The sequence below is a fragment of the Mycobacterium sp. BK086 genome, assembly GCA_004362315.1.
Taxonomy (GTDB): Bacteria; Actinomycetota; Actinomycetes; order Mycobacteriales; family Mycobacteriaceae; genus Mycobacterium.
On record SNWL01000010.1, the window covers coordinates 82,536 to 107,812 of the forward strand.

General features: G+C 64.6%; 22 protein-coding genes. 10 read left to right on the plus strand and 12 right to left on the minus strand.

Features of this window, described 5'->3' with window-relative positions:
• Positions 1-133: 133 nt before the first annotated feature.
• Entirely contained in the window at positions 134-988 is an 855-nt protein-coding gene (locus EV580_RS33985) for an alpha/beta hydrolase fold domain-containing protein (RefSeq protein WP_166654985.1), read from the plus strand.
• A gap of 123 nt (positions 989-1,111) precedes the next feature.
• Here EV580_RS33985 and EV580_RS32250 read toward each other — a convergent pair whose 3' ends face one another.
• From EV580_RS32250 to EV580_RS32265, 4 genes are all read right to left on the minus strand, one after another.
• A complete protein-coding gene (locus EV580_RS32250) occupies positions 1,112-1,966 on the minus strand; it encodes a PucR family transcriptional regulator (RefSeq protein ID WP_166654986.1) in 855 nt (284 codons plus the stop codon).
• Positions 1,967-2,053: 87 nt separating this feature from the next.
• Positions 2,054-2,983, minus strand: coding sequence for an SDR family NAD(P)-dependent oxidoreductase (locus EV580_RS32255; RefSeq protein WP_108055244.1), 930 nt, complete (start codon positions 2,981-2,983; stop codon positions 2,054-2,056).
• Between the two features lie 248 nt (positions 2,984-3,231).
• Complete coding sequence (locus EV580_RS32260) at positions 3,232-4,224, minus strand: NADPH:quinone reductase (RefSeq protein WP_132163765.1); 993 nt, start codon at positions 4,222-4,224, stop codon at positions 3,232-3,234.
• Between the two features lie 183 nt (positions 4,225-4,407).
• On the minus strand, positions 4,408-4,929 hold the full coding sequence (locus EV580_RS32265) for a MarR family winged helix-turn-helix transcriptional regulator (protein ID WP_199238896.1): 522 nt from the start codon (positions 4,927-4,929) through the stop codon (positions 4,408-4,410).
• Between the two features lie 121 nt (positions 4,930-5,050).
• Here EV580_RS32265 and EV580_RS32270 point away from each other — a divergent pair, with 121 nt between their 5' ends.
• Both EV580_RS32270 and EV580_RS32275 read left to right on the plus strand, forming a co-directional pair.
• A complete protein-coding gene (locus EV580_RS32270; RefSeq protein ID WP_108055242.1) occupies positions 5,051-5,578 on the plus strand; it encodes a VOC family protein in 528 nt (175 codons plus the stop codon).
• Positions 5,579-5,604: 26 nt separating this feature from the next.
• A complete protein-coding gene (locus EV580_RS32275; RefSeq protein WP_108055241.1) occupies positions 5,605-6,042 on the plus strand; it encodes a DoxX family protein in 438 nt (145 codons plus the stop codon).
• Positions 6,043-6,138: 96 nt separating this feature from the next.
• Here the strand turns inward: EV580_RS32275 and EV580_RS32280 are convergent, their stop codons facing one another.
• Positions 6,139-6,708, minus strand: coding sequence for a TetR/AcrR family transcriptional regulator (locus tag EV580_RS32280; protein ID WP_133696900.1), 570 nt, complete (start codon positions 6,706-6,708; stop codon positions 6,139-6,141).
• Positions 6,709-6,788: 80 nt separating this feature from the next.
• Here EV580_RS32280 and EV580_RS32285 point away from each other — a divergent pair, with 80 nt between their 5' ends.
• The 3 genes from EV580_RS32285 (at position 6,789) to EV580_RS32295 (ending at position 11,927) form a co-directional block, all read left to right on the plus strand.
• Positions 6,789-7,772, plus strand: a complete 984-nt coding sequence (locus EV580_RS32285) for an amidohydrolase family protein (protein WP_108055239.1) — start codon at positions 6,789-6,791, stop codon at positions 7,770-7,772.
• 591 nt (positions 7,773-8,363) lie between these two features.
• Entirely contained in the window at positions 8,364-9,821 is a 1,458-nt protein-coding gene (locus EV580_RS32290) for an APC family permease (RefSeq protein WP_133696901.1), read from the plus strand.
• Between the two features lie 96 nt (positions 9,822-9,917).
• Positions 9,918-11,927 carry a primary-amine oxidase gene (locus EV580_RS32295; RefSeq protein ID WP_133696903.1) on the plus strand — a complete coding sequence of 670 codons (2,010 nt, stop codon included), beginning with the start codon at positions 9,918-9,920 and terminating at the stop codon, positions 11,925-11,927.
• Positions 11,928-11,986: 59 nt separating this feature from the next.
• Here EV580_RS32295 and EV580_RS32300 read toward each other — a convergent pair whose 3' ends face one another.
• The 5 genes from EV580_RS32300 to EV580_RS32320 all read right to left on the minus strand — a co-directional run bounded on the left by EV580_RS32300 (position 11,987) and on the right by EV580_RS32320 (position 17,583).
• Positions 11,987-12,655, minus strand: a complete 669-nt coding sequence (locus tag EV580_RS32300) for an IclR family transcriptional regulator (RefSeq protein WP_158279034.1) — start codon at positions 12,653-12,655, stop codon at positions 11,987-11,989.
• 74 nt (positions 12,656-12,729) lie between these two features.
• Positions 12,730-14,313: an APC family permease gene (locus EV580_RS32305; RefSeq protein WP_166654987.1), complete on the minus strand. Its 1,584-nt coding sequence runs from the start codon at positions 14,311-14,313 to the stop codon at positions 12,730-12,732.
• 140 nt (positions 14,314-14,453) lie between these two features.
• Positions 14,454-15,182, minus strand: coding sequence for a 3-oxoacyl-ACP reductase FabG (gene fabG, locus EV580_RS32310; RefSeq protein ID WP_108055500.1), 729 nt, complete (start codon positions 15,180-15,182; stop codon positions 14,454-14,456).
• Between the two features lie 14 nt (positions 15,183-15,196).
• Complete coding sequence (locus EV580_RS32315; protein WP_133696912.1) at positions 15,197-16,408, minus strand: CaiB/BaiF CoA transferase family protein; 1,212 nt, start codon at positions 16,406-16,408, stop codon at positions 15,197-15,199.
• The gene (locus tag EV580_RS32320) at positions 16,405-17,583 is read right to left on the minus strand and encodes an acyl-CoA dehydrogenase family protein (protein ID WP_108055234.1); all 1,179 of its coding nucleotides are present in this window, start codon (positions 17,581-17,583) and stop codon (positions 16,405-16,407) included. Before EV580_RS32320 ends, EV580_RS32315 begins: the two co-directional genes overlap by 4 nt.
• Positions 17,584-17,693: 110 nt before the next feature.
• Here EV580_RS32320 and EV580_RS32325 point away from each other — a divergent pair, with 110 nt between their 5' ends.
• The 3 genes from EV580_RS32325 (at position 17,694) to EV580_RS32335 (ending at position 20,890) form a co-directional block, all read left to right on the plus strand.
• On the plus strand, positions 17,694-18,611 hold the full coding sequence (locus EV580_RS32325) for a LysR substrate-binding domain-containing protein (protein WP_108055233.1): 918 nt from the start codon (positions 17,694-17,696) through the stop codon (positions 18,609-18,611).
• A 432-nt stretch (positions 18,612-19,043) separates the two neighbouring features.
• Positions 19,044-19,985, plus strand: coding sequence for a class I SAM-dependent methyltransferase (locus tag EV580_RS32330; protein ID WP_108055232.1), 942 nt, complete (start codon positions 19,044-19,046; stop codon positions 19,983-19,985).
• A complete protein-coding gene (locus EV580_RS32335) occupies positions 19,982-20,890 on the plus strand; it encodes an SAM-dependent methyltransferase (protein ID WP_132163774.1) in 909 nt (302 codons plus the stop codon). The genes EV580_RS32330 and EV580_RS32335 overlap by 4 nt, the downstream gene beginning before the upstream one ends.
• Before the next feature lie 20 nt (positions 20,891-20,910).
• On the opposite strand, the gene EV580_RS32340 is transcribed toward EV580_RS32335, so the two are convergent.
• Complete coding sequence (locus EV580_RS32340) at positions 20,911-21,540, minus strand: TetR/AcrR family transcriptional regulator (RefSeq protein WP_108055230.1); 630 nt, start codon at positions 21,538-21,540, stop codon at positions 20,911-20,913.
• Positions 21,541-21,683: 143 nt separating this feature from the next.
• On the minus strand, positions 21,684-23,417 hold the full coding sequence (locus EV580_RS32345; protein ID WP_132163775.1) for a helix-turn-helix domain-containing protein: 1,734 nt from the start codon (positions 23,415-23,417) through the stop codon (positions 21,684-21,686).
• A gap of 228 nt (positions 23,418-23,645) precedes the next feature.
• Here EV580_RS32345 and EV580_RS32350 point away from each other — a divergent pair, with 228 nt between their 5' ends.
• Entirely contained in the window at positions 23,646-25,277 is a 1,632-nt protein-coding gene (locus EV580_RS32350) for a flavin-containing monooxygenase (RefSeq protein ID WP_133696914.1), read from the plus strand.

Below are 25,277 nucleotides of genomic sequence, written 5' to 3' on the forward strand. Positions count from 1 at the left end.
CCGCGGGGCCACGGCCGCTGTCCCACGACCCGCCGGCGTGTCCGACGTCCAGGTCAGCGCCACGACGACACCGGTCAGATTCACCGGTCAACCGACGGTCGTGACGCAAGTCCTGGTCGCGGGGCTGCGGCTGGTGAAGGCGATCGGAAAGCTTGTCGGTTTGAATCTCGGTGGCGCTGGCTTGGCGATCTTGCCGAGCACGAGTCCTCCCCCGCTCGTGACCCAGGGCCTCAACGTGCACCAAACCGAGTTCGGCGGCTGGCAGGTGTGGATTCTGCAGCCCGCATCGCCATCGGGAAAGTACATCGTGGGCCTTCATGGCGGCGGGTTCAACCTTCAACCGACGATTCTGCATTGGTACGACTACGCCTCGATAGTGCGCAATACCGGCGCTACGGTCATCGTGCCGATTTATCCGCTGGTCCAGGAGGGGGGAACCGCAGCCACCGTGGTCCCGCAAACTGCGGACCTGATCTCCTCACTGATCGATCAACACGGGGCTGACGCGGTCAGCGTCTACGGAGACTCCGCCGGAGCCAATATCGCCCTCGCCGCTACGCAGGAGTTGGTGCGCCGCGGCGACCCCACTCCCGCTCGAATGGTGCTCATTTCACCGGTCGTCGACCTCTCGATGAGTAATCCAGCGATCTCACTGATCGATGATCCGGTGCTGGGTGGCGGCGATGGTGCAAACGCCAGTGGGCTGCTCTGGTCGGGCGGCGATCTGACCAATCCGCTGGCCAGCCCCTTGTACGGCTCCGTTGCGGGGCTTCCGCCAACCTGGGTCTACACCGGGTCATTGGAGTTGCTCGCTCCTGACGTGCTCCGCTTGCAGGACAAAGCGATTGCCGAAGGCGCCGACGTCACCTTCATTCTCCGCAAAGGGGAGATACACGATTGGGCAGGGCCTGGTTCGATCATTCCGTTTACCGAGGGGGCGTCCGTTCGCCCTCAGATCTATCGACAGCTCGTCGGTGACGAGGCCTGACGCGCCCTTTCGGGTTCACGATTGACAGTGTTGGGGTTCGGCTCAGCAATGTCTTCCGGCGAGCGTTCAGCAGGAGATTGCTTCTGACGCAACAGCTCCCCGGCATGCAGGGGTTGCGTGTCCCTACGGTGGTGAAAACGTACCGTGGTCGGGCGGCGAATCCGCTAGCCGCAGGGCGCACAGAGCAAACTGGGCCCGGAAACGGTCGGTGGGATCGTCGAGATGCCAGCCCAACACGCCTGCGGCACGGCCGAGTCGATCGGCCACCGTACTGTGGTGGACGTACAGTTCCTGCGCCGCCGAACGCAACGAACCAGTTCGGCAGAAGGCCTGAAGTGCAGCGATATCCAGATCGCCCATGTCGGTGTTCGCGAGCTCCTCGAGTGCCCTGACGTCTCGTTGGTCGCGCAGTTCTGCTCGGGGGATCTTGGCGAGCAGCGCAAAAACGCCAAGCTTGTCATATTTCACCAATGGCCGACCGGCCAAGGCAGGAGTGCCGGATGCCCGCGGTGCGGCGAAACGCAACGCCACAATTGCTTGCTCCCAGGACTTTTCGGCAACAGTGGGCGCGACGCTGCCTCCCACCCCCATACGCAGACTTCCGTCCGCGAACCGCCGCGGATGGCTCTGTCGTAATGCCGTACAGATATCAGACACCGTGGAGTCGTCGGCGCGGCGGGGCTGGATGAACATCAGCGCCAGTTCTCCGCATGGCGCGATCCGCACCTCAGGCATCCTTGACACCTGTTCCACCAGCATCTGCGCCTCCAGGACCGGATCGCAGGTGCGAGCAACCGATATTGCGGCGACACGCAACGGCCGTCGTGACTCGAGGCCGAGGAGTCGACGCGCCCGGCGCCGGTCAGCCAATGACGCACGGCCGTTCAACACCGTCTCGGTCAACGCCGCATCGGCTATGAACTCGCCGCTTGTGCGAGCAGCTGCGCGCGCGGTGTTGGAGTTGTTGGGTGACGTCATTGCCACTCCTTCCCTCGGCCGCGTGCTGTTCGGGCGAGGACTCCGGCACGTGCCGCTGCGCATCGACCTTGGGCCAAGTATGAACTGCTAGATGCTGACACCGACTCGGTCGCAGATGGCCATGACTTCTTCTTCGATGGACATCGGGATGATGAACTGTTGTGTCGCGGACACTTCCGCGAGGTTCGCTGCGATGTCTTCGGCAGTCGGTTGGCTGCCCGATTCGGCCAACCAGCCGTCGGCAAGCCCGACGAAGACCCGCGCGAAGCGCCCGGCGCCGGCGGAGTAGTTGTGGTGACTGACCGTGCAGCTGCGGCTCGCGAGAAAAGTTACTATCGGAACCACCAACTCCGGCTGGATAGCCTTGAAAAAGCCTGACTGTTCGAGAAATTCTGGATCACCCACCGTATCGGTGACCATCCGCGAGTAGCCGAACGGCAATACGGTGTTCGCCAGGATCCCGTGCTGGCCACCCTCGATGGCGATGGTGTTGGTCAGGCCAAACAGACCCGCTTTGGCGGCCGAGTAGTGGGCTTCGAACGGCTGGCCGAACATCCCCGCAGACGACGCGATGAATACGATCCGGCCGTAGCCTTGGTCTTTCATCACCCGAAATGCGGCCTGGCTCAAATAGAATCCGCCGTCGAGGTGCACGCTGAGCATGCGCCGCCATTCCGTTGGGGACAGGTCCTCAAACGCTATGCTGTTGAAGATTCCGGCATTGCTCACCACGGCGTCGAGCCGGCCGAAGCTGTCGACCGCGGTCTGGATGATCGACTGCGCGCCCTCGGGGCTGTCCACCGAATCGTGCGAGGCCACTGCGCTGCCACCGTCGCGCTTGATCTCATCGACGACCTCATCGGCGACGCTGGAGTCGGCTCCGCTGCCGTGCATGCTGCCGCCGAGGTCGTTGACCACAACGGAAGCGCCCCGCCGCGCGAACTCGAGCGCGTAAAGCCGGCCCAGACCGCGACCTGCACCGGTCACGACGACGGCCTGGCCATTGAAGTCAATCATGCTCTGCTCCTATTTGTGCCGCGTGGGCCGATCGCTCGACGCGTTCTGGTTTCACCACCGCACACAGTAACAAACTGGCACTCCCCTGCCACCAATACTGGCACTCTTCTGCCACCAAGTGCGACTGTGCTGAGCTGTTCCAGTTCGGGCCCCATGGCACGTCCGCTGATGCGCGCATGGGTACCCCTTCGGGTCGCGCGGCGGGCATGGTGCGCTGGGGAGGAATAGTCGCCTGGCTCAAGTGACCCTCACCGCGGATGCGGGCGCTCCGGGATCTCCAGCACCACGCGTCCGCGGACGTCCGATTCGACGTCGCCGTGCGCTCGTGCGATTTGCTCCAATGGATATCGCTCAGCAATCGGCACGATTAACTCATCCGTCGCGGCTGCCGCCGTGAGGTCCTGTGCCGCAAGCTGTTTAGCTTCGGGTGGGAAGTCGTCACTGCCCAGCAGGCGGAGCGTCACATTGTTGAAGAGGAGCGGCCAGAATGGGATAGCGGTGTCATCAGTGCGGGTGCCGTAGGCGGCGATGACACCGTAAGGAGCCAGCACCCTGGAGTCGAAAAGGGCGTTGTCGGACAGCGAGACCTCGACAACGCGCTCCACCCCGCGTGGAGCGAACTCGCGAACCGCCCCGGCCGCGTCGGGCTGGTCAAGCGCCACGATCCCCGCGAGGTTCAACTGTTGGGCAAGTCCGACGTCGCGCAGGTGGTGCACAGTTCCAATGACGGTGGCACCCGCGCGGCGGGCGAGTTGGGCAGCCAACGAGCCCACGCCACCGAGCACACCGTGGACGAGAACGGTCCGGCCGTGTACGGGTCCGTCGGCGAACACGCAGCGATGTGCGGTGATGCCGGGGATGCCGAGGCAAGCGCCGATGTCGTCGGGAACGTTGTGCGGCAGCGGGACCGCCTGACGGGCGGGTACGGTGGTGTATTGGGCTGCGGTGCCGAATGGCCGGTAGGACTGGGCGCCATAGACCCAGACGCGTTGGCCGATAAGCGTTTCGGGAACATTTGTGCCGACAGCATCGATGTATCCGGCGCCATCGCTGTGAGGAACGATGCGCGGGAACGCCATCGGATTGTTCAGCCAGCCGGCACGTTTCTTGATGTCACCGGGATTGATCCCGGACACTGAGAGTCGCACGCGAACCTCACCGGGAGCCGGTTCGGGGTTGGGTAGCTCGCCGTAACGCAGCACAGCAGCAGGTCCTTGGTAGTCGTACCAGCTCGCCCACATCACAACCTCACTACATCATTCGATCCGCTGGTCACATCGGCAGCGGTACCCGCTATCGAGCACGAGACATCGATCTCCTTGAACAATGCCACCGGCGCGATTCCTTCCGGCACTGCGGCCGGCGGCGTGGGGAGGTCGGCCAGCCGCTCCCACCGGTTCGTACATTCCCTGAAGCACTTTCGGTCACGACGGTGCAGCAGAGCGCAGATTGGGGTCCGCGTCGTAGCGGTGGTAGGTCGCCGACATCGCGCGTTGTGGATCGAGCCGGCCCAGGATGGCTTCGGTGATGTCAGCGAGTTGATCAATCTGTGCCGGGGTTAGTGCGTCGATCACGTTCTCCCGTACGTTGGCCGCGTGCCCCGGCGCTGCGTCGCGAACCTTGCGCCAACCAGCGCTGGTCAGGCGCGCATTGGTCGCACGCGCGTCTTCCGGGCAGGGCAGCCGTTCCACGAGGCCGCGGTCCTCGAGTCGCTTCACCACGTGGGACAGCCGAGGCGGGGTGGCGTTGGTCTGGGCCGCCAGCATACTCATTCGCAAGGTTCGTTTCGGCGCCTCCGACAGCATCGCCAGCACGAAGTACTCGAAGTGCATGAGGTCTGCGTCGCGACGCAACTGAGAGTCGAGTGCGGCGGGCAATAGCTCGAGGACCGACGCGAGCCGCACCCACGCCGCCAGTTCGCTCTGATCCAACCCTGTGGTGGCCACGACCCATCTTCTCACGGACAGTTGTAGCTACAAGAAAGTATCTGCTACGGTTAATGTTGTATCTACAACTAAAGTGCTGGCCTTCCGGCCGGGCGCCGTACTTCGAACGAGAGCTCAGTTGATGGTCGTCTCGCCTGTCCGCCTGAACCACGCGGTGTTGTTCGTGGCTGACCTCAGCCGCGCGGTGCGCTTCTATACCGAGGTCTTCGGTATGGAACTCGTCGCTCGCGAGGCAGGGCTCAATGCTGCTTTCCTACGGTTACCCCGGTCCGGAAATCACCACGACCTGGGGTTGTTCGGCGTGAACGTGGCGGCGCCTCGAGCGCATCGCTCCACCGGTCTGTATCACCTGGCGTGGCAGCTCGACACCGTCGACGAACTTGTCGAGTTCCGTCAGACGCTGCTCGTGGCCGGCGCCTACACCGGCGAAGCGAGCCATGGCGCCACCAAGAGTGTCTACGGCGCCGACCCCGACGGCCACGAGTTCGAGGTCATGTGGATGATCCCGCGCAGCGAGTGGGGCGCCTACGAGAGTGCGGCAGTCGTAGAACGGCTGAATCTGGCTGACGAATTGAGGATTTGGTCGGGTAGGCCAACGGCCGGCGAGCTTGTGTACGAATCTCCGGGAGCAGCGTTGCTCGACAGATAACCACCGCAATGAATGGAGCTCCACCAATGACCAATCCGATGCCCAACCGGGACGCCCGCCTTGACCCGCAGGCACCCATCGTCCTGAGCGTGTTCCGGGCGATCTTCGGGCTGCTGCTCGTGTGTCACGCCAGCGCACACCTCTTCGGCTGGCCCTCGGGACCAGCCGCCGGTGTCGGCCAGTGGCCATTCTTCTACGCGGGTTGCATCGAACTTGTCGTCGGTGTTCTGCTCACCGTTGGATTATTCACGCGCATAGCGGCTTTCATTGCCTGCGGCACCATGGCCTTCGCCTTCTTCACTCAGCACCTGCCGGCCGGCATCATCCCGATGACCAACGGCGGCGAGCTTGCGGTGCTGTACTGCTTTGGGTTCTTCCTCCTTGTTTTCACCGGTGGCGGCACCGTTTCGCTCGATGCCCTCCGCCACCGAACACCGCGACTTGTGCAGCGATCTGCACCGTAGCCGACGGCGAGTCCAGGACAGCCTCCAACACTGGGTCGGACTCGCTGCACGACAGGCCTTCCACGCACCCCAGTGGCTGCACGCTGCCTCGCGCGATCACCCCTCGGGCGCGACGGCCGCGGAGATCAGCAGCTCGGCAGCCGAATCGACCCGGGAACTCTGGCCGGTGACAAGTGCGTCCTGGCACAGCCCCCTGAGCCCGGAGACGACGAGTGTGGCGCGTGCACGGGCGGCGCTGCGTCGGTAACCCACTGCGACGAGAGCCGCACTGATGGGGTCGAGCATCACCTCGATGGCAGTGCGGGCATAGGGACCGTAGGTATCCGGGTCGGTGCTGGCCAGGCTGAGAACCTGTAACAGCATCCGCACGCTTCGGCGCTGACCGCCCCGGGTCAAGCCGTGCCACAACGCGCGCGCCGCATCGCAGAACTCGTCTGCGGTGCTGACATCGTGAAAGATCTCCCCGACTTTGGGGCGGCTGGCCTCCAGCGCCTGCGCCAACAGCTCGCCGCGGTCACCGAAGTAGTAGAGCAGCATGCGCTTGCTCGTCCCCAACGCCGCCGCCATCGGTGCCAGCGACATGTCGTTGACTCCGTGCTCTTCGAGATACCTCACGACGTCACGAAGCAGCTCCTCGCGCTTCACGGGATCCGGTGGACGTGCCATCTCTTGACTGTACCGATCGGTACGAGTACAGTCAATAATGTGCCGATCGGTACATAAATTCTTGGTTGAGAGGAATCACAATGAACGGCAAGATCGCACTCGAAGAGCACTGGGAGGCAGAGCAATTCCCCGCGACGGGCTCGCACGACTTCACCGAACCCGGATACTTCGCCGACGTACAGCGGCGACTCCAGGAAGTCGATCAGCGCATCGAGGACATGGATCGAACCGGCATCGACGTCTCAATCCTGTCGCTCACACAGCCAGGGATCGAGGGCATCACCGATGCCGCCGTTGCCATTGACACGGCTCGACGGATGAACGATCACGCCGCCGACAAGCTCGTCGGCCGCTACCCGCAGCGGCTGCGCATGTTCGCAGCGGTCCCGTTGCAGGACCCCCAGGCGGCCGCCGAGGAACTCGAGCGCGCGGTCAAAGATCTTGGCGCGGTGGGGGCACTGATCAACGGCTACAGCAACATCGGTGACGAGAACACCGCCCGCTATCTTGATGAAGCGCCAGTCGACGTGTTCTGGAACAAGGTCAGCGAACTCGACGTGCCGGTCTACCTTCATCCGCGCATCCCGCTGCCCAACCAGCAGCGCATCTACCAGGGCTATGAAGGGCTGCTCGGCTCGGCGTGGGGATTCGGCTTCGAGACCGCCACACACGCCCTGCGATTGATCCTGAGCGGGTTGTTCGATCGGTATCCGAATGTCAACGTCATTCTCGGCCACCTGGGCGAAGCGTTGCCGTTCACCCTCCCCCGTGTCGAACATCGGCTGCGCCACCAACGTCCAGAAACCCACGGCAGCCATCGCAAGCCCCCGACCGCTTACCTGCGCGAGAACTTCTATCTCACCACCAGTGGCGTGTTTCGGACCCAGGCGCTGATCGACACCCTGCTCGAGGTCGGCGCTGACCGAACCTTGTTCTCCGTCGACTACCCGTACGAATCCATGCACGAACTCGCACCCTGGTTTGACACCTGCCCGATCAGCGAGAACGACCGCATCAAGATCGGACGGACCAATGCCGCCACGCTGTTCGGGATCGGGGACTGAGTCGTCCGCCAGGCTGGCGGACCCCCGCCGGTGAGGTCGAGGGTGGGTTGGGTCGGCAACGCTGCTGCTCAACCCGCCGTCGACCCCTTCCGCACACCCCGTGCCGCTCGTAGGGCCCATTCGGTCCTGCAATCCGGTGCCGTTTCACAGACTGCGGCGATGATCGACAAATTGGCCACCAGCAGCCCGCCGGTCAACGCCAAACCCGCACATACACGCCAGCGGCCGACCCCCGGGGTCCGCCGCGAAACCAACCGTTAGCGGCACCGCTTGGTCGCCTCGTCGACCGCCTAATGTCATGCGAACAAAGACTTTCGGTGACTGAACCTGCCAACATTTCCGCTCCGGCCGGGCGCATTTCACGCAACGGCGACGCGAGCCAACCGGCAAACCCGACATGGCCCAGCAGTGCACTCGACACGTACGGAGCGACGACCCACGTTTCTGTTGGGTAACAGCAAATGCATTTCCCTTGGCGTCGTTCCGATTTCAAGACCGCGAATCGCCACCGCGACACAACCCTGAGATAACAGCAGCTTGGCACCCTCGTGCTTCACCAGGTCCGTGCTATTCGAGAGGTGCCGATATTCAATGTCCAACCCCAGCGATACTTCGCCCCCCGCCCCGTCGATCCGCACCGAGCGGTTGACCGGCGAACTGACGACCGGCTCGATCGTCTTCATGGTCGTCGCTGCTGCAGCACCCCTCACCATCATCGGTGGAGTCACACCGATCGGGTTCGTCTTAGGTAACGGTGTCGGTTTCCCGGCTCTCTACATCGTGGGCGCAGTCATACTGCTGTTCTTCGCCGTCGGACTATCCACCATGAGCCGCTACATACCCCAGCCCGGCGCCTTTTTCACATATGTGGGGCACGGACTGTCGGGGAGTTGGGGACTTGGCGCGGCGTTCCTGGCAATCCTGACCTACGCAGGTGTTCAGATCGCCGTCTTTGCCTACATCGGCGCCACCGCGACGACGGCAGCCGAATCCTTGGGCCTACCAACGCTTCCCTGGTGGGCGTGGACGCTCGCCGCGGTACTGCTAGTGGGTCTGCTCGGCTACCGGCGAATCGGGCTATCCTCGAAAGTCCTTGGCATCCTCCTGATCGCGGAGGTCGCCATCGTGGTGGCACTCGACGTGGCGGTGATCGCCCGCGGGGGCGCAGACGGACTGTCGCTCGCACCCTTCTCGCCGGCCGTGATCCGTTCGGGCAACCTCGGTGTCGGGCTGATGTTCGCGATTGCTGGGTTTGTTGGGTTCGAATCGACAGCTGTGTTCCGAGATGAGGCCAAAGACCCGGTTCGATCCATTCCCCGAGCCACGTATATCGCGGTAGCCGCGATCGGGGCATTCTATGCGGTGTCCGCGTGGGCGTTGGTCATGGCCTGGGGGCCCACCCGGATCGTTGACGTCGCCAGCGGCAACCCCGAGGCCCTCATGTTGAACACGACGTCGAAGTATCTGGGCTCGGCAGCGGGCATCGCCGTGCAGGCCCTGTTGGTAACGTCCCTCTTCGCTTGCGTGCTCTCGTTTCACAACGTGGTGACGCGTTATCTGCACACCCTGGGATCAGCTGGAGTGCTACCTAGAGCGGTGGGGCGACGTCACCCCGGACACGGCTCGCCGCACACCGCGTCGGTGGTGCAAACAGGCGCCGTCATGGCGGTACTGCTCGCGCTCGTCGCCTCCGGACTGGATCCGGTACTGCAGATTTTCACATGGCTCAGCGGAACGACCACGCTCGGTGTGATTGTCTTGATGGCGCTGACATGCCTGGCGGTACTGGTCTACTTCGCCCGCACGAGTATCGATGGTCGAATCTGGCAGACCAAGCTCGCCCCTGCGCTGGGGTTAATCGGGCTGGTGGCGATTCTGGCCATTGTGGTCGTGAACTATCCCACCCTGGTGGGCGGTTCGGTCGTGGTCGCCGTGGTGATCGAGGCTGTCCTGCTCGCAACTGTGCTGGGTGGGTTCGCCCTTGCGCTACTTCTGCGCTCCCGCCGTCCCGACGTTTACGTCGGGCTCACCGAGGCGATCGCGGTGTGACGCACCGCGATCGCTCCTCCCGACGAGATCGACAACCACACCCTCTGCGGGCCCTCGCAACGAACATCCCGACCATCGCAACACCCAGGAGTGCTGATGCGCATCGTTGAACCATCCTCGCCAGAACACCCCCTCACTCCCCTGACTGCTGACGAGATCACCCTGGCCACGAACATCTTTCGTGCCAGCGACGTGTTCCCGAAGGGCAGTCGATTCGTCAGTATCGAACTGCAAGAACCAAGCAAGGCAGAACTCGCCGACTATGCCGCGGGCAATGGGGTGCCGCGCCGCGCGTTCATGGTGATTCGCGATGTTGAGCAGGCAAAGACCTACGAGGCGACCGTGTCGCTCAGCGACGGGCGGGTGATCTCGCTCGCGCATATCCCCGGTGTGCAGCCGGGTCTTCTCTTCGACGACTTCCTGGCGGTGGAGGACCTCGTCCGCAGCGACCACCGCTGGCAGGAAGCCATGCACAAACGGGGGGTCACCGACTTCGAACACGTGATGATCGAGCCCTGGCCATGCGCCTACCTCGACGAGACGGATTCGCCGAACCGACGACTCAACCGGCCGCTGACCTACGTGCGCTACTCCCAGGACGAGAACGCCTACGCCCACCCGGTCGACAACCTGACTGTTCTCGTCGATCTCGACCGCCATGAAGTGCTCGAGGTCGTCGATCACGGTGTCGTACCGCTTCCGCCACGGCCCGGCGACTACTGGACGGAAACGAGCCTGGCCGATCCCGACAACGTCCCGACATTCCCTCGACTGCGTGACGACCTCAAGCCGCTGTTGCTCACCCAACCCGAAGGTCCCAGCTTCACCGTCGACGGAAACGAAGTCCGTTGGCAGAAATGGCGATTCAGGGTTGGATTCACACCGCGCGAGGGATTGGTACTCCACCAATTGGGCTACGAAGACAAAGGACGAGTCCGTTCGATCGCCCATCGGATCTCCATCTCGGAGATGGCGGTGCCCTACGCCGATACCGCCCCCACACAGATCCGCAAATGCGTCTTCGACGGCGGCGAGGACGGGCTCGGCAAGAACGCCAACAGCCTTACGTTGGGTTGTGACTGCCTCGGTGAGATCTTCTACTTCGACGTGGCGCTGTGCGATTCAGAAGGCACTGGACAGACGATCAACAATGCGATCTGCATGCACGAGGAGGACGCCGGCACGATGTGGAAGCACACCGACCTCCGTACTGGCCGCAGTATCGTCCGGCGCTCACGCCGCCTGGTGATATCCCAGTTCATGACATTGGCGAACTACGACTACGGGTTCTATTGGCATCTCTACCAGGACGGCACCATCGAATGCGAAGTCAAACTCACCGGCATCATGTCGATGGGTGCTCTTCACGACGGTGAGAGCCCCCGACATGGCACCAAGATCGCGCCAGGACTCTATGCGCCCCATCATCAGCACTTCTTCAACGCACGCCTGGATATGGCGGTCGACGGACCCCGCAACACCGTTCTTGAGGTTGACAGCCGCAGCGTGCCACCGGGGCCGGACAACCCCTACGGCAACGCGTGGGAAATCATTAGCACTCCGCTTGGGAGCGAACAGCAAGCGCAACGCGATCTCGACTTCCGCGCAGCGCGGTACTGGAAGATCATCAACGAGGACAGCACCAATCTGGTCGGTGACCCGGTCGGCTACAAGGTCATGCCCGGAGAGAACGCGGCGCACCTGTTCCAAGCGGACGCGCCGGCGTTCGGTCGGGCGGGTTTTGTCGCCCATCAACTATGGGTGACCCAATACGATCCTCGGGAACGCTTCGCTGCGGGTGATTACCCGTATCAGAGCCCCGGCGGGGCAGGACTACCCAGCTACATCGTGCACGATCGCGGTCTGCGCAATGAGGACATCGTGGTGTGGTACACCTTCGGCGTTCACCACGTGACGCGCACCGAGGACTGGCCGGTCATGCCGGTACACCGGACCGGGTTCTCGCTCAAGCCAACTGGATTCTTCGACGGCAACCCAGCACTGGACCTGCCCGCACCCGTACCCACGTGCTCCGGCGACCATGCACCGGCCGGCCAGTGTCACGCCGACCTCGACGCGCGTCACGACGGCGGGATGACACCGTGACCCGGCCCGCCGTCGCGGGTGCCTGAGCCGGCTGGCGCAACGCATCGCGGCGAAGCCTCCTAGGCGAGCAGTTCACTGAGCTCAAGCGCTGCGGGACAGAGAAATTCGAGTATCTCCTCAACTGAGGTGGTAATCCGATCGGTGGGCCCGATCACGGCGAGGGCACCGATCAGCCGACCGGATTCATCCCGAAGTGGGACCGCCACACAACTGGTGTCGGGGGTGAAGTCGTCGAGCCGGACGGCTGTGTCGAGTTGGCGGCCGTCGGACCTCCCCGACGGGCAAGAGGACACGGGCTTCGCGACGCGCCGGTGCTCATCAAGCAGGAGGCGACCGATCGCCGAGTGCTCGAAGTCGCGTGCCAATGCAAGCTCGCCAGGCACCGGATGGTCGGGGTCAGCGTCGGCGAGATGCACCGTGCCGCGCGGAAAAGTCAACAAGTGCACGCCTAAGCGAGTCCCGGCCCGAACGCGGGACAGCGCAGAACGTGCTCGACGCGACACGTGCACGGCGGACTCCGCTGCTGTGTCGGCGAATTCGATCGCGCGGCGGCCCAGTGCGAATCCCGACAGGTCGGGCAAACGCACGACGTACCCTTCGGCGGCGAGATGGTTGAGGAGTCGGTACGCCGTCGCCGGAGACAGATTGAGCGCACGCGCAATCTGCTGGCCGGTGATGCCTGGACCCGAGCGCGCCACGACTTCGAGCACCTCCAGCGCGTTGGTCACTGCGCGTGGTTGGCGCCCTGTCATTGGGGGATCACGCCGGGCCGGAAAGGATGCGCCGCCTCCAGGGCGCGCACTCATCCCTGGAGGTTCCCGCCGGTGTCCGCCCGCGGACCCCACAGTACGTCCTCGTTGGAGGTCACGTCGTAAAGGCCTATCGCGCGCACACTTTCAGGTCTGGTGTGGTTGACCCTTGCGTAGTAAACCACCGCGGCTGCCAACACGGCTGCCACCGCGAGCAGGCAGGCCGCGTTGCCGGCACGGTCCTGATAGACCACGTACGCCGCCACTAATCCCGCCAAGATCCCAGCTGAGAACCCAGCGCGCGCAACCGGTCCGGCGGTCGCCTCGCCGATCCGCCACAAGAACAGGGGGGCGGCCACGCTCACCCCGAGATAAGCCAACATGTACCCGAACACGCCGATGGCGATCAACGAATCGATCCATGCGCGCATCGGCACACCCAGCGCCATGCCAATCAGGGGCACGGCGGCAATCACCGGCAGTGCTACTCCGAGCGCGACGTAGGGGGTGCGGAACCGGCGATCAACGCGTGCCAGGAACCCGGGCAACATGCCCTCGAGGCCCACCGCAAAAGTCAGCCTTACCAGTGCGGTCAGCGAGGCGACCGCGCAGGCAACGAACGAGATCCCCACGGCCAGATCGAGGATGCGCTGCCATGCGCCGGTGTAGCCTTGCGCGGCCAGCAAATCGTGGAAGGGGGCCGTCGTCGCGGCGGGATCCACTGCGGTGACCGCGAATGCGTCGACCTGGGCCCATGTTGAGACGACAAGCACGCCGCCGGAGATGAGTGGCGCCCACCGAACAACCCGCGGCACCATCTGGAAGGGTTGGCGCGCCTCGGGTCCGAGAGCCGTGCCGGACTCGAAACCCACAAATCCCGACGCTGAGATGATCACACCGGCGACGAAACCGAACAGACCGGCGTAGCCGAGCGAGTCGGTGGAGGGTGCGACGACGAGAATCGTGGCCAGCGACGCATGGTCACCCGACGACGTCAGCAAGGTGACTGAGGCGGCCAGCACCGCGATGACCGACACAGCCTCGAGGGCGAGGAGCAGTCGCCAGGTTCTCAGCGCTCCACGGTGCACGATCAGCCCGACCACAACGACGATGGCAAGGCCCAGAAGCAACGAATCAGACGACGCCGTGCGACCAACAACCGCCCCGTTGTCAGCTGAGAATCGGGCAACCCGCCCCAAATACTGGGTTGCGCCAGCGATACACGCCATGCCGATGCCGCCGTAGCCAACCAGAAGCGCAGCGCCAGTGAGGAAGCCCCCCAACGGGCCGAGGCCCTGAGCGCTGAACGAATAGAGCGAACCCGGTGCGGCCATTCGGCGGGTGAACACGTTGATCGCTGCGGCGACAAGGGCAGCCACGAGGAGGGCCAGCACCGCCGACCACACCGCACCTGACCCAGCGCCCGCGGCAACGGCAGCCGCCGGTGCGGCGGAACTCGCTGCGGCGGGTGCGATAGAGCCCAGCGATTGGGCAAGCACCGCACCCGTTCCCAGCTGGCGGCGATTGAGCTCATGCACCGGCGATCGCGCGGCCAGCCCCAATACGGGCCGGCTCGAACGGATGGCGGCACCCACCTTCTCGACATCAACAACATCGCCTTGCGAATACTTCGGCACATCACCTCTGTACAAGGCGGGTGTAACGGGACCGTTTCACCCCGATCACCGGCAATTGCCACCAAACGCGACATGCGCCACGGATACCTGGATCTGCCCGCCATCCAGACGGGTCGCACCCCGCCCTCGCTCTGGTGGTGTCACATATAGCGTCCGCCGGTGACCTCCGCGACGGTCCCGGTCATGTAGGACGAGAGATCCGATGCATAGAACAGTGCCACGGAGGCGATTTCATCCGGTTCACCTGCGCGTTGCATGGGAACCTCAGCGAGTTTCTGGTCCCAGACGTGTACGGGCATCGCCTCGGTCATGGCCGTCCGGATCAGTCCCGGCTGGATCACGTTGACCCGCACGCCGAGATGCGCCACTTCCTTGGCGGCCGCCTTGGACAGGCCGACGATACCGGCCTTGGCCGCCGAGTAGTTGGTCTGGCCGATGAACCCGACCTTGCCGGAGATGGACGACATGTTGATGATCGAGCCGCCCCCGGATTCCCGCATGACGGCGGCGGCGTGACGGGTGCCGTTCCAGCAGCCCCGCAGATGGACGGTGACGACATCGTCGAACTGTTGCTCGGTCATTTTCCGCATGGTCGCGTCGCGGGTGATACCGGCGTTGTTCACCATGATGTCGACTGACTCGAATGCCCTCGTCGCGGCTCGCAGCAGTTCCGCCACATCCTCGGAACTGGCGACGTCGCAACCGACGCCGAGAGCGTTGGCCCCGAGCGACACTGCGGCTTCCTTGGCCATGCTTTCGTCGAGGTCACCGATGACGATGCGGGCCCCGTGGTCGGCAAACCGGCGAGCGATCGCCAGCCCGATGCCTTGGGCGCCTCCGGTGATGACGGCGGTGCGTCCAGTGAGCATGTCGAGTCCTTTCATCAACGCTTCGTCGGCTGGAATCGCTCGGCCTGCCGGGCGACGCCACCGGCGAGGAGGGCGTCGGCGTCGGCGGCATCCAAGCCCGACTCGATGAGCAGCGAGTGGGTGTGTTGGCCGAGTGCGGGCACGTCCCCCATGCGTGCCTCGACATCGGCGAAGGTGGCGGGAGGCAACAGCGCTGCGACCGGAGCATGCTCGGTGCCGATGCTGCGCCAGCGGTCGCGCTGACGGAGCTGCGGGTGGTCGAGCACCTGCTCGAGGCCTTTGACCTGTGCGGCAGGAACGCCTGCCGCCGCCAGTTGGGCGTCGAGGTCGGCGGCTGTCTGACGCTTCGTGTGCGAGGCCACGACCGCGTCGCATTCATGCCGGTTGCGGACTCGTGCCATGTTGGTCGCAAATCGCGGATCGTCGGCGAGTTGCGGTGCCCCGAATACCTCGGTGACCAGCGCACGCCAACCGCGGTCGTTCTGCACACCGATGAGAATTTCGCCGTCACTGGTCGGATAGGAATCGTAGGGAGCAATAGAGCTGTGGCTCAACCCCATTCGCGGCGGTTGGGCGCCAGTGCACATCTGCGTGTACAGCGCGTGGCCCATCCATTCCACCGTCGCATCGAGCATAGCGACGTCGATGGTGGCACCCTCACCAGTCCGGCAGCGTCGCAGCAGCGCGGCCAGGACCGCCTGTGACGCGTACATGCCGGCGGCGATATCGGCGGTCGGGATGCCGGTCTTGACCGCCGCGTCGGACGTCCCGGTAATCGAGATGAGGCCGGCTTCGGCCTGGATGAGCATGTCGTAGGCCTTACGCTGTTCCAGCGGCCCGCCGCGGCCGAAACCGGACATGTTGACAGCGATCAATTCACCCCGCGTGCAACGCAGTTCGTCAGCGCCGAGTCCCAGCCGCTCGACAGCACCCGGCGCCAGATTCTGCAGGAAGACGTCAGCACTGTCGACCAAGCGCCGCACGACGCCGCGGCCCTGGGCGGATTTGAGATCGACGGCCAAAGATTCCTTGCCGCGGTTGAGCCACACGAAGTGCGCCCCGGTGCCGTGGACGACGTGGTCGTAGCCGCGGGCCAGATCACCGCCGTCCGTACGTTCCACCTTGATCACCCGCGCGCCGAGGTCGGCGAGGTTGCGAGTGGCGAGGGGGGCAGCAACGGCCTGTTCGATCGCGACAACGGTGATCCCCTCGAGCGGCAGGGTCACGACGCGCTCCGCTGTGCCTGGCGGACCAGCCCCCCGCCGATGATCAGGCGCTGGATTTCACTCGTCCCCTCGTAGAGTCGCATCAGTCGAACGTCCCGATAGATTCGCTCGACGGCCACCTCGCGCATGTATCCCGCCCCGCCGTGGACCTGGACCGCCAAATCGGCTGTCCTTCCTGCCATTTCGGTGCAGTACAGCTTGGCCGCCGACGGCGCGATGCGCCGGTCTTCGCCGGTGACGTAGAGCCTGGCAGCCTCGCGGACCAACGACCGGCCCGCGAGCACCCCCGTCTGCTGGTCGGCGATCATCGCCTGAACGAGTTGGAAATTCCCGATCGGGGTGCCGCCCTGGGTCGCGGTCGCCGCGTAGGCGACCGATTCGTCGAGTGCGCGTCGCGCGCAGCCGACGGCCAAGGCAGCCATATGGATGCGGCCGCGCGCCAATGATGTCATTGCGGCCCGGTAGCCGATGTCGCCGTCACCGCCGACCAGCGCCTCGGGCCCTACGCGCACTTCGGTGAACGTGACATCAGCGGTGCGCGACCCCTCCTGGCCCATCTTGGCGTCCTTGCTACCGATGGTGATGCCGGGCACCCCTGCGGGCACCAGGAAAACCGCGATGCCGGTGCTGTTCTGGGTCGCCGCGGCGGTGCGCGCGAACACCACGAACAGGCCGGCCTCGGTGGCGTTGGTGATGAACTGCTTGTTGCCGTTGATGCGCCAGCCGTCCCCGTCGGGCGTCGCGGTGGTCTTGAGGCCCGCGGGGTTGGATCCGGCGCCGGGCTCCGTGAGTGCGAACGACGCCACGATGTCGCCCGAGGCGATTCCAGGCAGCCAGTGCGCCTTCTGCTCATCGGTACCGAACCCGACCAGAACCTGACCAGCAATCCCGTTGTTAGTGCCGAACATCGACCGCAGGGCAAGCGACGTGTAGCCCAGTTCCATGGCCACCTCGGCATCCTGCACGAGGTCGAGGCCCAGGCCGCCCCACTCCTGCGGGATCGCATAGCCAAACAGCCCCATCTCGGCCGCCCGCGCCCGCAGGTCGGCCGGGATGGCGTCGGTCGTCATGATCTCCGACTCGCGCGGCATCACCTTCGTGGCGACGAACACAGAGATCTGTTTGAGGACGTCGCTGAAGACATCATCGGGGACGTCGGGATTGCCGGTGTACATGCGATCACTATGACCCCATTGATTAGTGACAGTCCAATACCTAATTGGTCGCTCTGTATTACCCTGTGAACAATAATCTGGCCGATCAGTGGGATACGAGGTACCAGGGCATGGACATCGACCAGCTTCGCTCGTTCCTTGCCGTAGCCGAGGAGCTGCACTTCGGCCGCGCCGCAGAGCGATTGCACGTCGCCCAGCCACCGTTGAGCCGGACGATCAAACAACTGGAGCGCGAGCTGGGCACCCGGTTGTTCGATCGCAACACCCGCTCTGTCCGGTTGACGTCGTCGGGGCACGCTCTAGTGGACCCCGCCAAGGACGTCCTTGAGGCGCTGCGTCGCGCCCGCACCGCGGTCGAATCGGCCGACCACGGCGAGGTGGGAACGGTGCGCATCGCCTTTGCCGGTGTGTCGACACACCCGCTGATAGCCCGGCTCGCGCGGGCGGTGCGCTCACAGCGACCGGGGATCGTGCTGGAGATGTCCAGCCAGAATTTCGCACAGCCCGCGATGAAACGCCTGCTTGCCGGCGAGATCGACATCGCGCTGGGCCGTTGGGATGTCATCCCGGCTGACGTGGAGGCACGCATCGTGATGCGCGACGCACTAGTCCTGGCGGTACCGGACACCCACGCCCTGGCCAGCGCGCACCGCCTGTCGCTATCGCAGATTTCCTCGGACGCCTTCGTGACGCTGCCTCCGCACGAAGGCTCCGTGCTCCCCGACCGATTGCGCCGCCTGGCCCGTGCCAGCGGGTTCGTCGCCGATGTGGTCCAGGTGGCACCAGACACGCAGACTGCTTTGGCCCTGGTCAGCGCGCAGGTCGGCAACCACCTGACGCTGGCATCGGTGGCACGCAATGTCACCGACCCTCATGTGGTGTTCATCCCGCTCGACGAATCGGTTCCCGCGGCCGGCGATGTCCACCTGCGCGCGGCGTGGCGGCGCGACGACGACGCCCCCGCGCTGCGCGCGGTCCTGCACGAGTTGTCCGTCCTCGAAGACACCGCATCGTTGGCGGTCGAATAAATCACCCGAGCGTGACATCACGACACGCCTCTCCCAGCCGACTGCCGTCTAGTACCGACTTCCCCGAGGCATAACCAGCAGCGCCACTGCCATTTATTGCTCGGCGAGGTGTTAGGTCTGCCATCCGCGCAATTGGGGCTCGCGGGGGGAGTGTGAATCACATTCTCCAGACAGTGTGGTGTAGTCCTTCTGCGACAAGGGAATTCAACTCCGCCGCACGGGCAAGCGTCGGTCGCGGCGACGTCAGCTCGGCGCCACGGTCCCACCTGCAACGGCATAGCTGGATTCACTAAATGGCACATAGACTGCCAGTTATGGTAGTGTCGGGAAAACCACGAACTGACAGTGGTGTGTCACGATGGTCTGCCTGGCACCGCAGTGACACCACTGTCGTTGATCCGCACCAGCAGCAATAGACAAGGACGGTCGTTGATGGCACGTACCGATGGCGATTCCTGGGATCTCGCGTCCAGCGTCGGGGCAACGGCAACTATGGTTGCCACCGCCAGGGCAATGGCGGCCTGCGCCGAGCACCCGCTGATCACCGATCCCTACGCCGAACCGCTGGTTCGAGCCGTGGGCATCGACGTGCTGGCCCGCTTGGCCAACGGCGATCTCACCCTCGAAGAACTCAGCGACGCCGCCGGTGACGAGCTCCGGCGGCTGGCACAGGGCATGGCCGTGCGCACCTTGTTCTTCGACGACTTCTTCCTCGCCGCCACCCGATCGGGTATCGCTCAGGTGGTCATCCTGGCGTCGGGCCTCGATGCGCGTGCCTATCGACTCTCCTGGCCCGTCGGCACCACGGTCTACGAGATCGATCTGCCCAACGTCATCGAGTTCAAGACCCACACCCTCGCTGCGGTTGGCGCGGTGCCCACGGCCGAGCACCGCACCGTGGCGGTCGACCTACGCTCCGACTGGTCGACCGCGCTCACGGACGCCGGCTTCGACCCCACCCAGCCGACGGCGTGGAGCGCCGAAGGGCTGCTCAGTTATCTCCCGCCGGCTGCCCAGGACCAGCTCCTGGACACCATCACTGCGTTGTCGGCGTCGGGCAGCCGGTTGTCCACCGACAGCGTCCCGGTGCCCGAGGGGGTCGACGAACAGCACATGAGACGACGCATGCAGCAGACGACCCAGCAATGGCGCGATCTAGGTGTCGATCTCGACTTCAACGAGCTGGTGTATTTCGGTGACCGCACCCCGGCCACCACCTATCTGGGCCGTCATGGCTGGCAGGTGAGCGCCAGCACCTACAACGAGTTGTTCGCCGCGCACGGCCTGCCAATCCTTGACGAGAAGGAAGCCGCTGGCTTTGCCGATACGCAATACATCAGCGCCACACTGCTGTCCGCGGACCCTAAGCCATGACCCGCACCGAGGGCGACAGCTGGGATCTGGCCTCCGGTGTCGGTGCCACCGCGACCCTCGTCGCGGTAGGACGAGCGCTCGCCAGCACCGAACACGACGCGCTCATCCACGATCCGTTCGCTGCGCCACTGGTGCGCGCGGTGGGCGTCGACTACTTCACCAGGCTCCTCGCCGGCGGCACCGTGGACCCGGCGTCGCCGCAAGGCACCGTCGACATATCCGGTCTGATCACACCGGTGATGGCCGTGCGAACCCGCTTCTTCGACGACTACTGCCTGGCCGCCGATGCGACGGGTATCCGTCAAGTAGTCATCTTGGCCTCCGGGCTGGACTCGCGGCCCTACCGGATTGGGTGGTCAGCGGGCACCGTCGTCTACGAAATCGACAAACCGGAGGTTATTGGGTTCAAGACCGAGACCATGGAGTCGATCGGCGCGATCCCCACCGCCCAACGGTGCGCGGTGGCCATCGACCTCCGCGAAGACTGGCCTGCAGCGCTGCGCCGCAGCGGATTTGACGCCGACGCGCCTACCACATGGCTCGCCGAAGGGCTCGTGATGTATTTGCCCCATGAGAGCCAAGACCGGCTCTTCGACTCCATCACCGCGCTCAGCGCGCCCGGCAGTCAGCTGGCAACCGACTACCACCCGGACGGCGGGGCCGGCGTTGGCGGGGCCACCGCGCACGTCACTCACCCGGTGGAGGGCCAGGGCTTCGGGATGAACGCGTCCACGCTGTTCTATCCCGGTCCACGCAAGCCGGTAGCGGACTACCTCGTCCGACACGGCTGGCACGCGGTCCAGTACAGCAGGGCCGAGCTGTTCGACTCGTATGGACGTACGCTTCCGGCCACTGATGTTTTTGCACCGCTGAGCAATTCGCTGACGGTCGTGGCCACGCGGTAGCGAGCGGGACACGCTCACGCTCACATGGGCCAGCTACCCCGCCGGGGCAACTCGATCTGTTTCGCCGGGGGTGGAAGGGGGATCGTCGGGTCGGAGGCGAGGCCCTCGAGGATGATGGCCAGATACCGCTGCCAGCCGTCAGTGCCGGGGCCAAGGGTCGAAACCACCCCGAACATCATTGCCATGATCCTCGGCAGATCCTCAGCGACCAGGTCGTCACGAATCTGGCCACTGCGCTGAGCGCGGCACACCAGTTCGTTCAGCGAGTCATAGAATCGCTGGGCCGACTCAACAGGTAGCGCGCCGACGCTCCTGGCGGCAGCCAACAGATTGAACTCTCGGGCAGACAGCCTCAACGAGGCCTCCATCAGATTCTGCAACCCACGCCGCGGATCATCCTCTGCGAGTGCCTTTTCGATTGCCGGCGTCAGGTCTTCGACGACGCAAAAGTCGAGCGCGGCCCGAACGAGGTGCTCCTTGGTGGGAAAATGCCGGTAAAGGGTCCGGGCCCCGACGCCGGCGAAGCGTGCGACCTCGTCCAACGGCGCATCGGGCCCGCGCTCGGCGTAGACGCGGCTCGCAGCGCGCAGGATGCGTCCGACGTTGCGGACCGCATCGGCGCGCAGTCGTCGGTCGCTGGCGGTGGTCATCCGGCGATGCTACCAACCGGCAGTTGGCTGCCAGTTGAGTTGATCTCGGGCTCGGGCGAAGTCACTGACGTCGGTTGCGCAGTGTCCGTCGGCGCGGGGCCGGCGGCGTCCAACGCTGGCCCGCGTCCTGCGACACCGGCCCGTCACAGCGAGGTCTCACCCGTGTCCAGGCCGAGCAGGCGGAGCCGTCGATACAGCGTCGTTCGGCCCATACCGAGTAATGCGGCAGCTTCGGACTTGTTGCCCGATGCCGCGTCGAGTGCCTTGATGATCGCGTCCCGCTCGGCGGCCTCGAGCAGGGTCAGGTGACGTCGGGGCGGCGCTTGCTGCAAATGGCGCGGGAGGTGGCGGCGCTCGATCACCGACGTCGGTACCTGCTTGACCACCGTCGCCAAAGTCTGGACCAGCTCGGTCAGGTTGCCCGGCCAACCCCACTGAACGAACGACTGCAGTGCCGCAGGGGACATGGTGTGCCGGCCGGTGGGATCAACGCGATCGAGCACCCGTTTCACCAGTGCCGGTATGCGCTCTGGCGTGGCAGACAACGGTTGGGTGCTTGCCGCGTAACCGATCTCGTCAAGCACGTTGGACACCGAGACGCAGCACCGATCCCGGTCGGCGGTGACCATCAGCGCACTGCTGCGCTGACCCGCAATCGACGCGGCGAGATGCTCCCTCAACAGGGCGGCGGCGTGCTCGGCGTCGGCCTCAGGGATGTTCTCAGCGCGACGCAGGAGGACATCAGTTCCGTTGCGGAGCAGTTCTTGTGCGGCGTCCCAGGCCGTCGCCTGTGACGGATTGACGACGATCTCCTCGAATCGCTGGCCACTGGGGCGCGCCGGACGCAGAGATTGCGCACGGGTGGCACGCCCGGATCCCGCTGGACCCTCGACCACCACCACCGAAGGTGTGCCTTGCGCGTCGGTCGTCACGATCGACGACCGGACTCCAGAGTCGGGACTGGCGTCAACGGCGCGGCTCATAACGGGTTCGAGATCGGCGAAGTGCAAGACGAAGTGGGTTCTGGTTCCGTCGATTACCCTGCGCGCCAACACCTCCACCGTCGTGCCGTCGGGTTGTAGACGCAGTGTCCTCGCTGCCGTCCAGTCGTGGCTGTTGAGCAGTTCCCACAACATGACATGCGATGTCACGTCGATATAGGGCAGACCGGGCGTGTTGGCCAGGATCGACTCGCTGTCCATGACGACGGTCGGGCGTTGAGAGTTGGTGAAGCGGGTAAACGACATCGCCAGAGCGAGATCCTGCGGACGCGCGGAGCTTCGGAGACGTTCCTCGATCTGCTGCCCGATCTCACGGGTGAGCGACAACATCAGTGGGTTCGCCGACTCGATCGGGCCGCCAAGGGATATCGATCCGATCACCGAACCCGACGGCGTGCACACCGGCGCCGCCGCACAGGCCAGTGTGGCCAGCGCATCGTTGTAGTGCTGACTGCCGGAGATGAGCAGGGCCCGTTTCTCCACCATGGAGGTCCCCAGGCCGTTGGTACCGATCGAATCCTCGGAGTAGTCGAATCCTTCCGCGGCATGCACCCGGTCCAGCCGCCGCCGCGCGGTGCCGTCGCTGGCGCGACGGGCCACGATCGCGCCGCTGCGGTCGCTGAGAAACAGGGTGGTCCCGGTGTCGGCCAGATGTGACTGCCAGCGGTCGAGCACCGGGTCCGCCGCGCGACGCAGGATCGAGTCGGTGTCGATCTCGGTGCAACGCTGCGCAGGGTTGGCGCCGTCAGCACGCATACTGATGGATCGACGCCAGCTGCGGACGATGAGGTCAGGGACGACTCCGTCGGTGCGAACATCGCCCAGCAGGCCGACACGCATCAGCTCCTGACGGACCTGCCGCACTTCGTCGGACATATCGTGCTCCCTCACCGAGGCCGGTTAAGGCCACTGTGCGCCGAACGCTCGAGAAACTCCAATACATAATTCGCACCGCACTATTGCGTCCTGAGTATCAATCGTGGCCGGTCGGTGTGGTGCGCGGTGTTCCAAAACAGAACACCGCAGGTGGTGGTGTCTCCGCACACCATGGTGCCAGGAAAGTGAACTGCACCACACCGGTGCTGCAAACCAAGGAGCACTCTCATGGCTGAAACCGGCACAGCGACCACCCGCCGCCTCGACGCACTGGTCGTCGGCGCCGGATTCGGTGGCATCTACATGCTGCACAAGTTGCGCAACGATTTGGGCCTGGAAGCCGTCGCCATCGACAAGGCCGGTGGGGTCGGGGGCACGTGGTACTGGAACAAGTACCCCGGCGCTCTCTCCGATTCCGAGGGTTTCGTCTACCAGTACTCGTTCGACCGCGACCTCTACGCCCAGACCCCGTGGAAGACGAAGTATGTGCGGCAACCCGAGATCCTTGAGTACCTCAACGCGGTCGTGGACCGCTACGACCTGCGTGACCACATCGCTCTGGAGACCGCGATGACGGACGCGTCGTTCGACGAACTCACCGGCATCTGGACGGTACACACCGACCGCGGCATCACCTTCGAGTCCCGCTTCCTGGTCAACGGGCTCGGACTCCTGTCCGCCACCAACGTGCCCGACCTCCCCGGCATGAACGACTTCGAGGGCCGCCTCGTGCACACCGGTGCCTGGCCCGAGGATCTGGACCTCACCGGCAAGCGCGTCGGTGTCATCGGCAACGGCTCCACCGGCAATCAGGTCATCACCGCCATCGCGCCCACCGTCGGGCACCTGACGTCATTCCAGCGCACCCCGCAGTACAGCGTGCCCACCGGAAACTACGAACTGAGCCCGGCCGAGCTTCAGTCACACCGCGACGACTTCACCGTCAACTGGGATCAGGTGCACAACTCCAGCGTCGCGATGGGTTTCGAGGAAAGCACGATCGAGACGTTCAGCGTGAGCGCCGACGAGCGGGAACGCATCTTCGAAGCCGCGTGGAACAAAGGCGGCGGATTCTGGTTCATGTTCGGCACGTTCTGCGACATCGCCACCAACGAAGCCGCGAACGAAGAAGCCGCGAGCTTCATCCGCCGCAAGATCACCGAGATCGTCAAGGATCCGGAGACCCGCCGCAAGCTGATGCCGACCGGCCTGCACGCCCGCCGGCCGCTGTGCGACTCCGGTTATTACGAAACCTTCAACCGACCCAACGTGTCGATGGTGAACCTGAAGGAAACTCCGATCACGCACGTTACTGAAAAGGGCATAGTCACTGCGGACGGCGCTCTGCACGAACTCGATGTGCTCATCTTGGCCACCGGGTTCGACGCCGTCGACGGCAACTACAGGCGCGTCGATATCAGAGGCCGTAACGGCCACAGCCTCAGCGACCATTGGGCCGATGGACCCACGAGTTATCTCGGAGTGGCCACCACCGGGTTCCCCAACATGTTCATGATCCTCGGACCGAACGGACCCTTCACCAACCTGCCCCCGACCATCGAGACTCAGGTCGAATGGATCGCCGAGGCCATCCGCCACGTGTCGACCACCGACGCCGGCTGGTTGGAAGTCAAACCCGACGTCGAAACGGCCTGGACCGAAACCTGCGGTGAGATCGCTGATCAGACCCTCTTCCCGCGCGCCGCATCGTGGATCTTCGGCGCCAACATCCCCGGCAAGAAGCGCACGGTGATGTTCTACCTCGGCGGCATGAAGGAATTCCGCGCCATTTCCTCAGCCGAGATCGTGTCTGGATACCCGAGCTTCATTTCCAGCGCTGACGTCCTCGCGGAGGCGTGA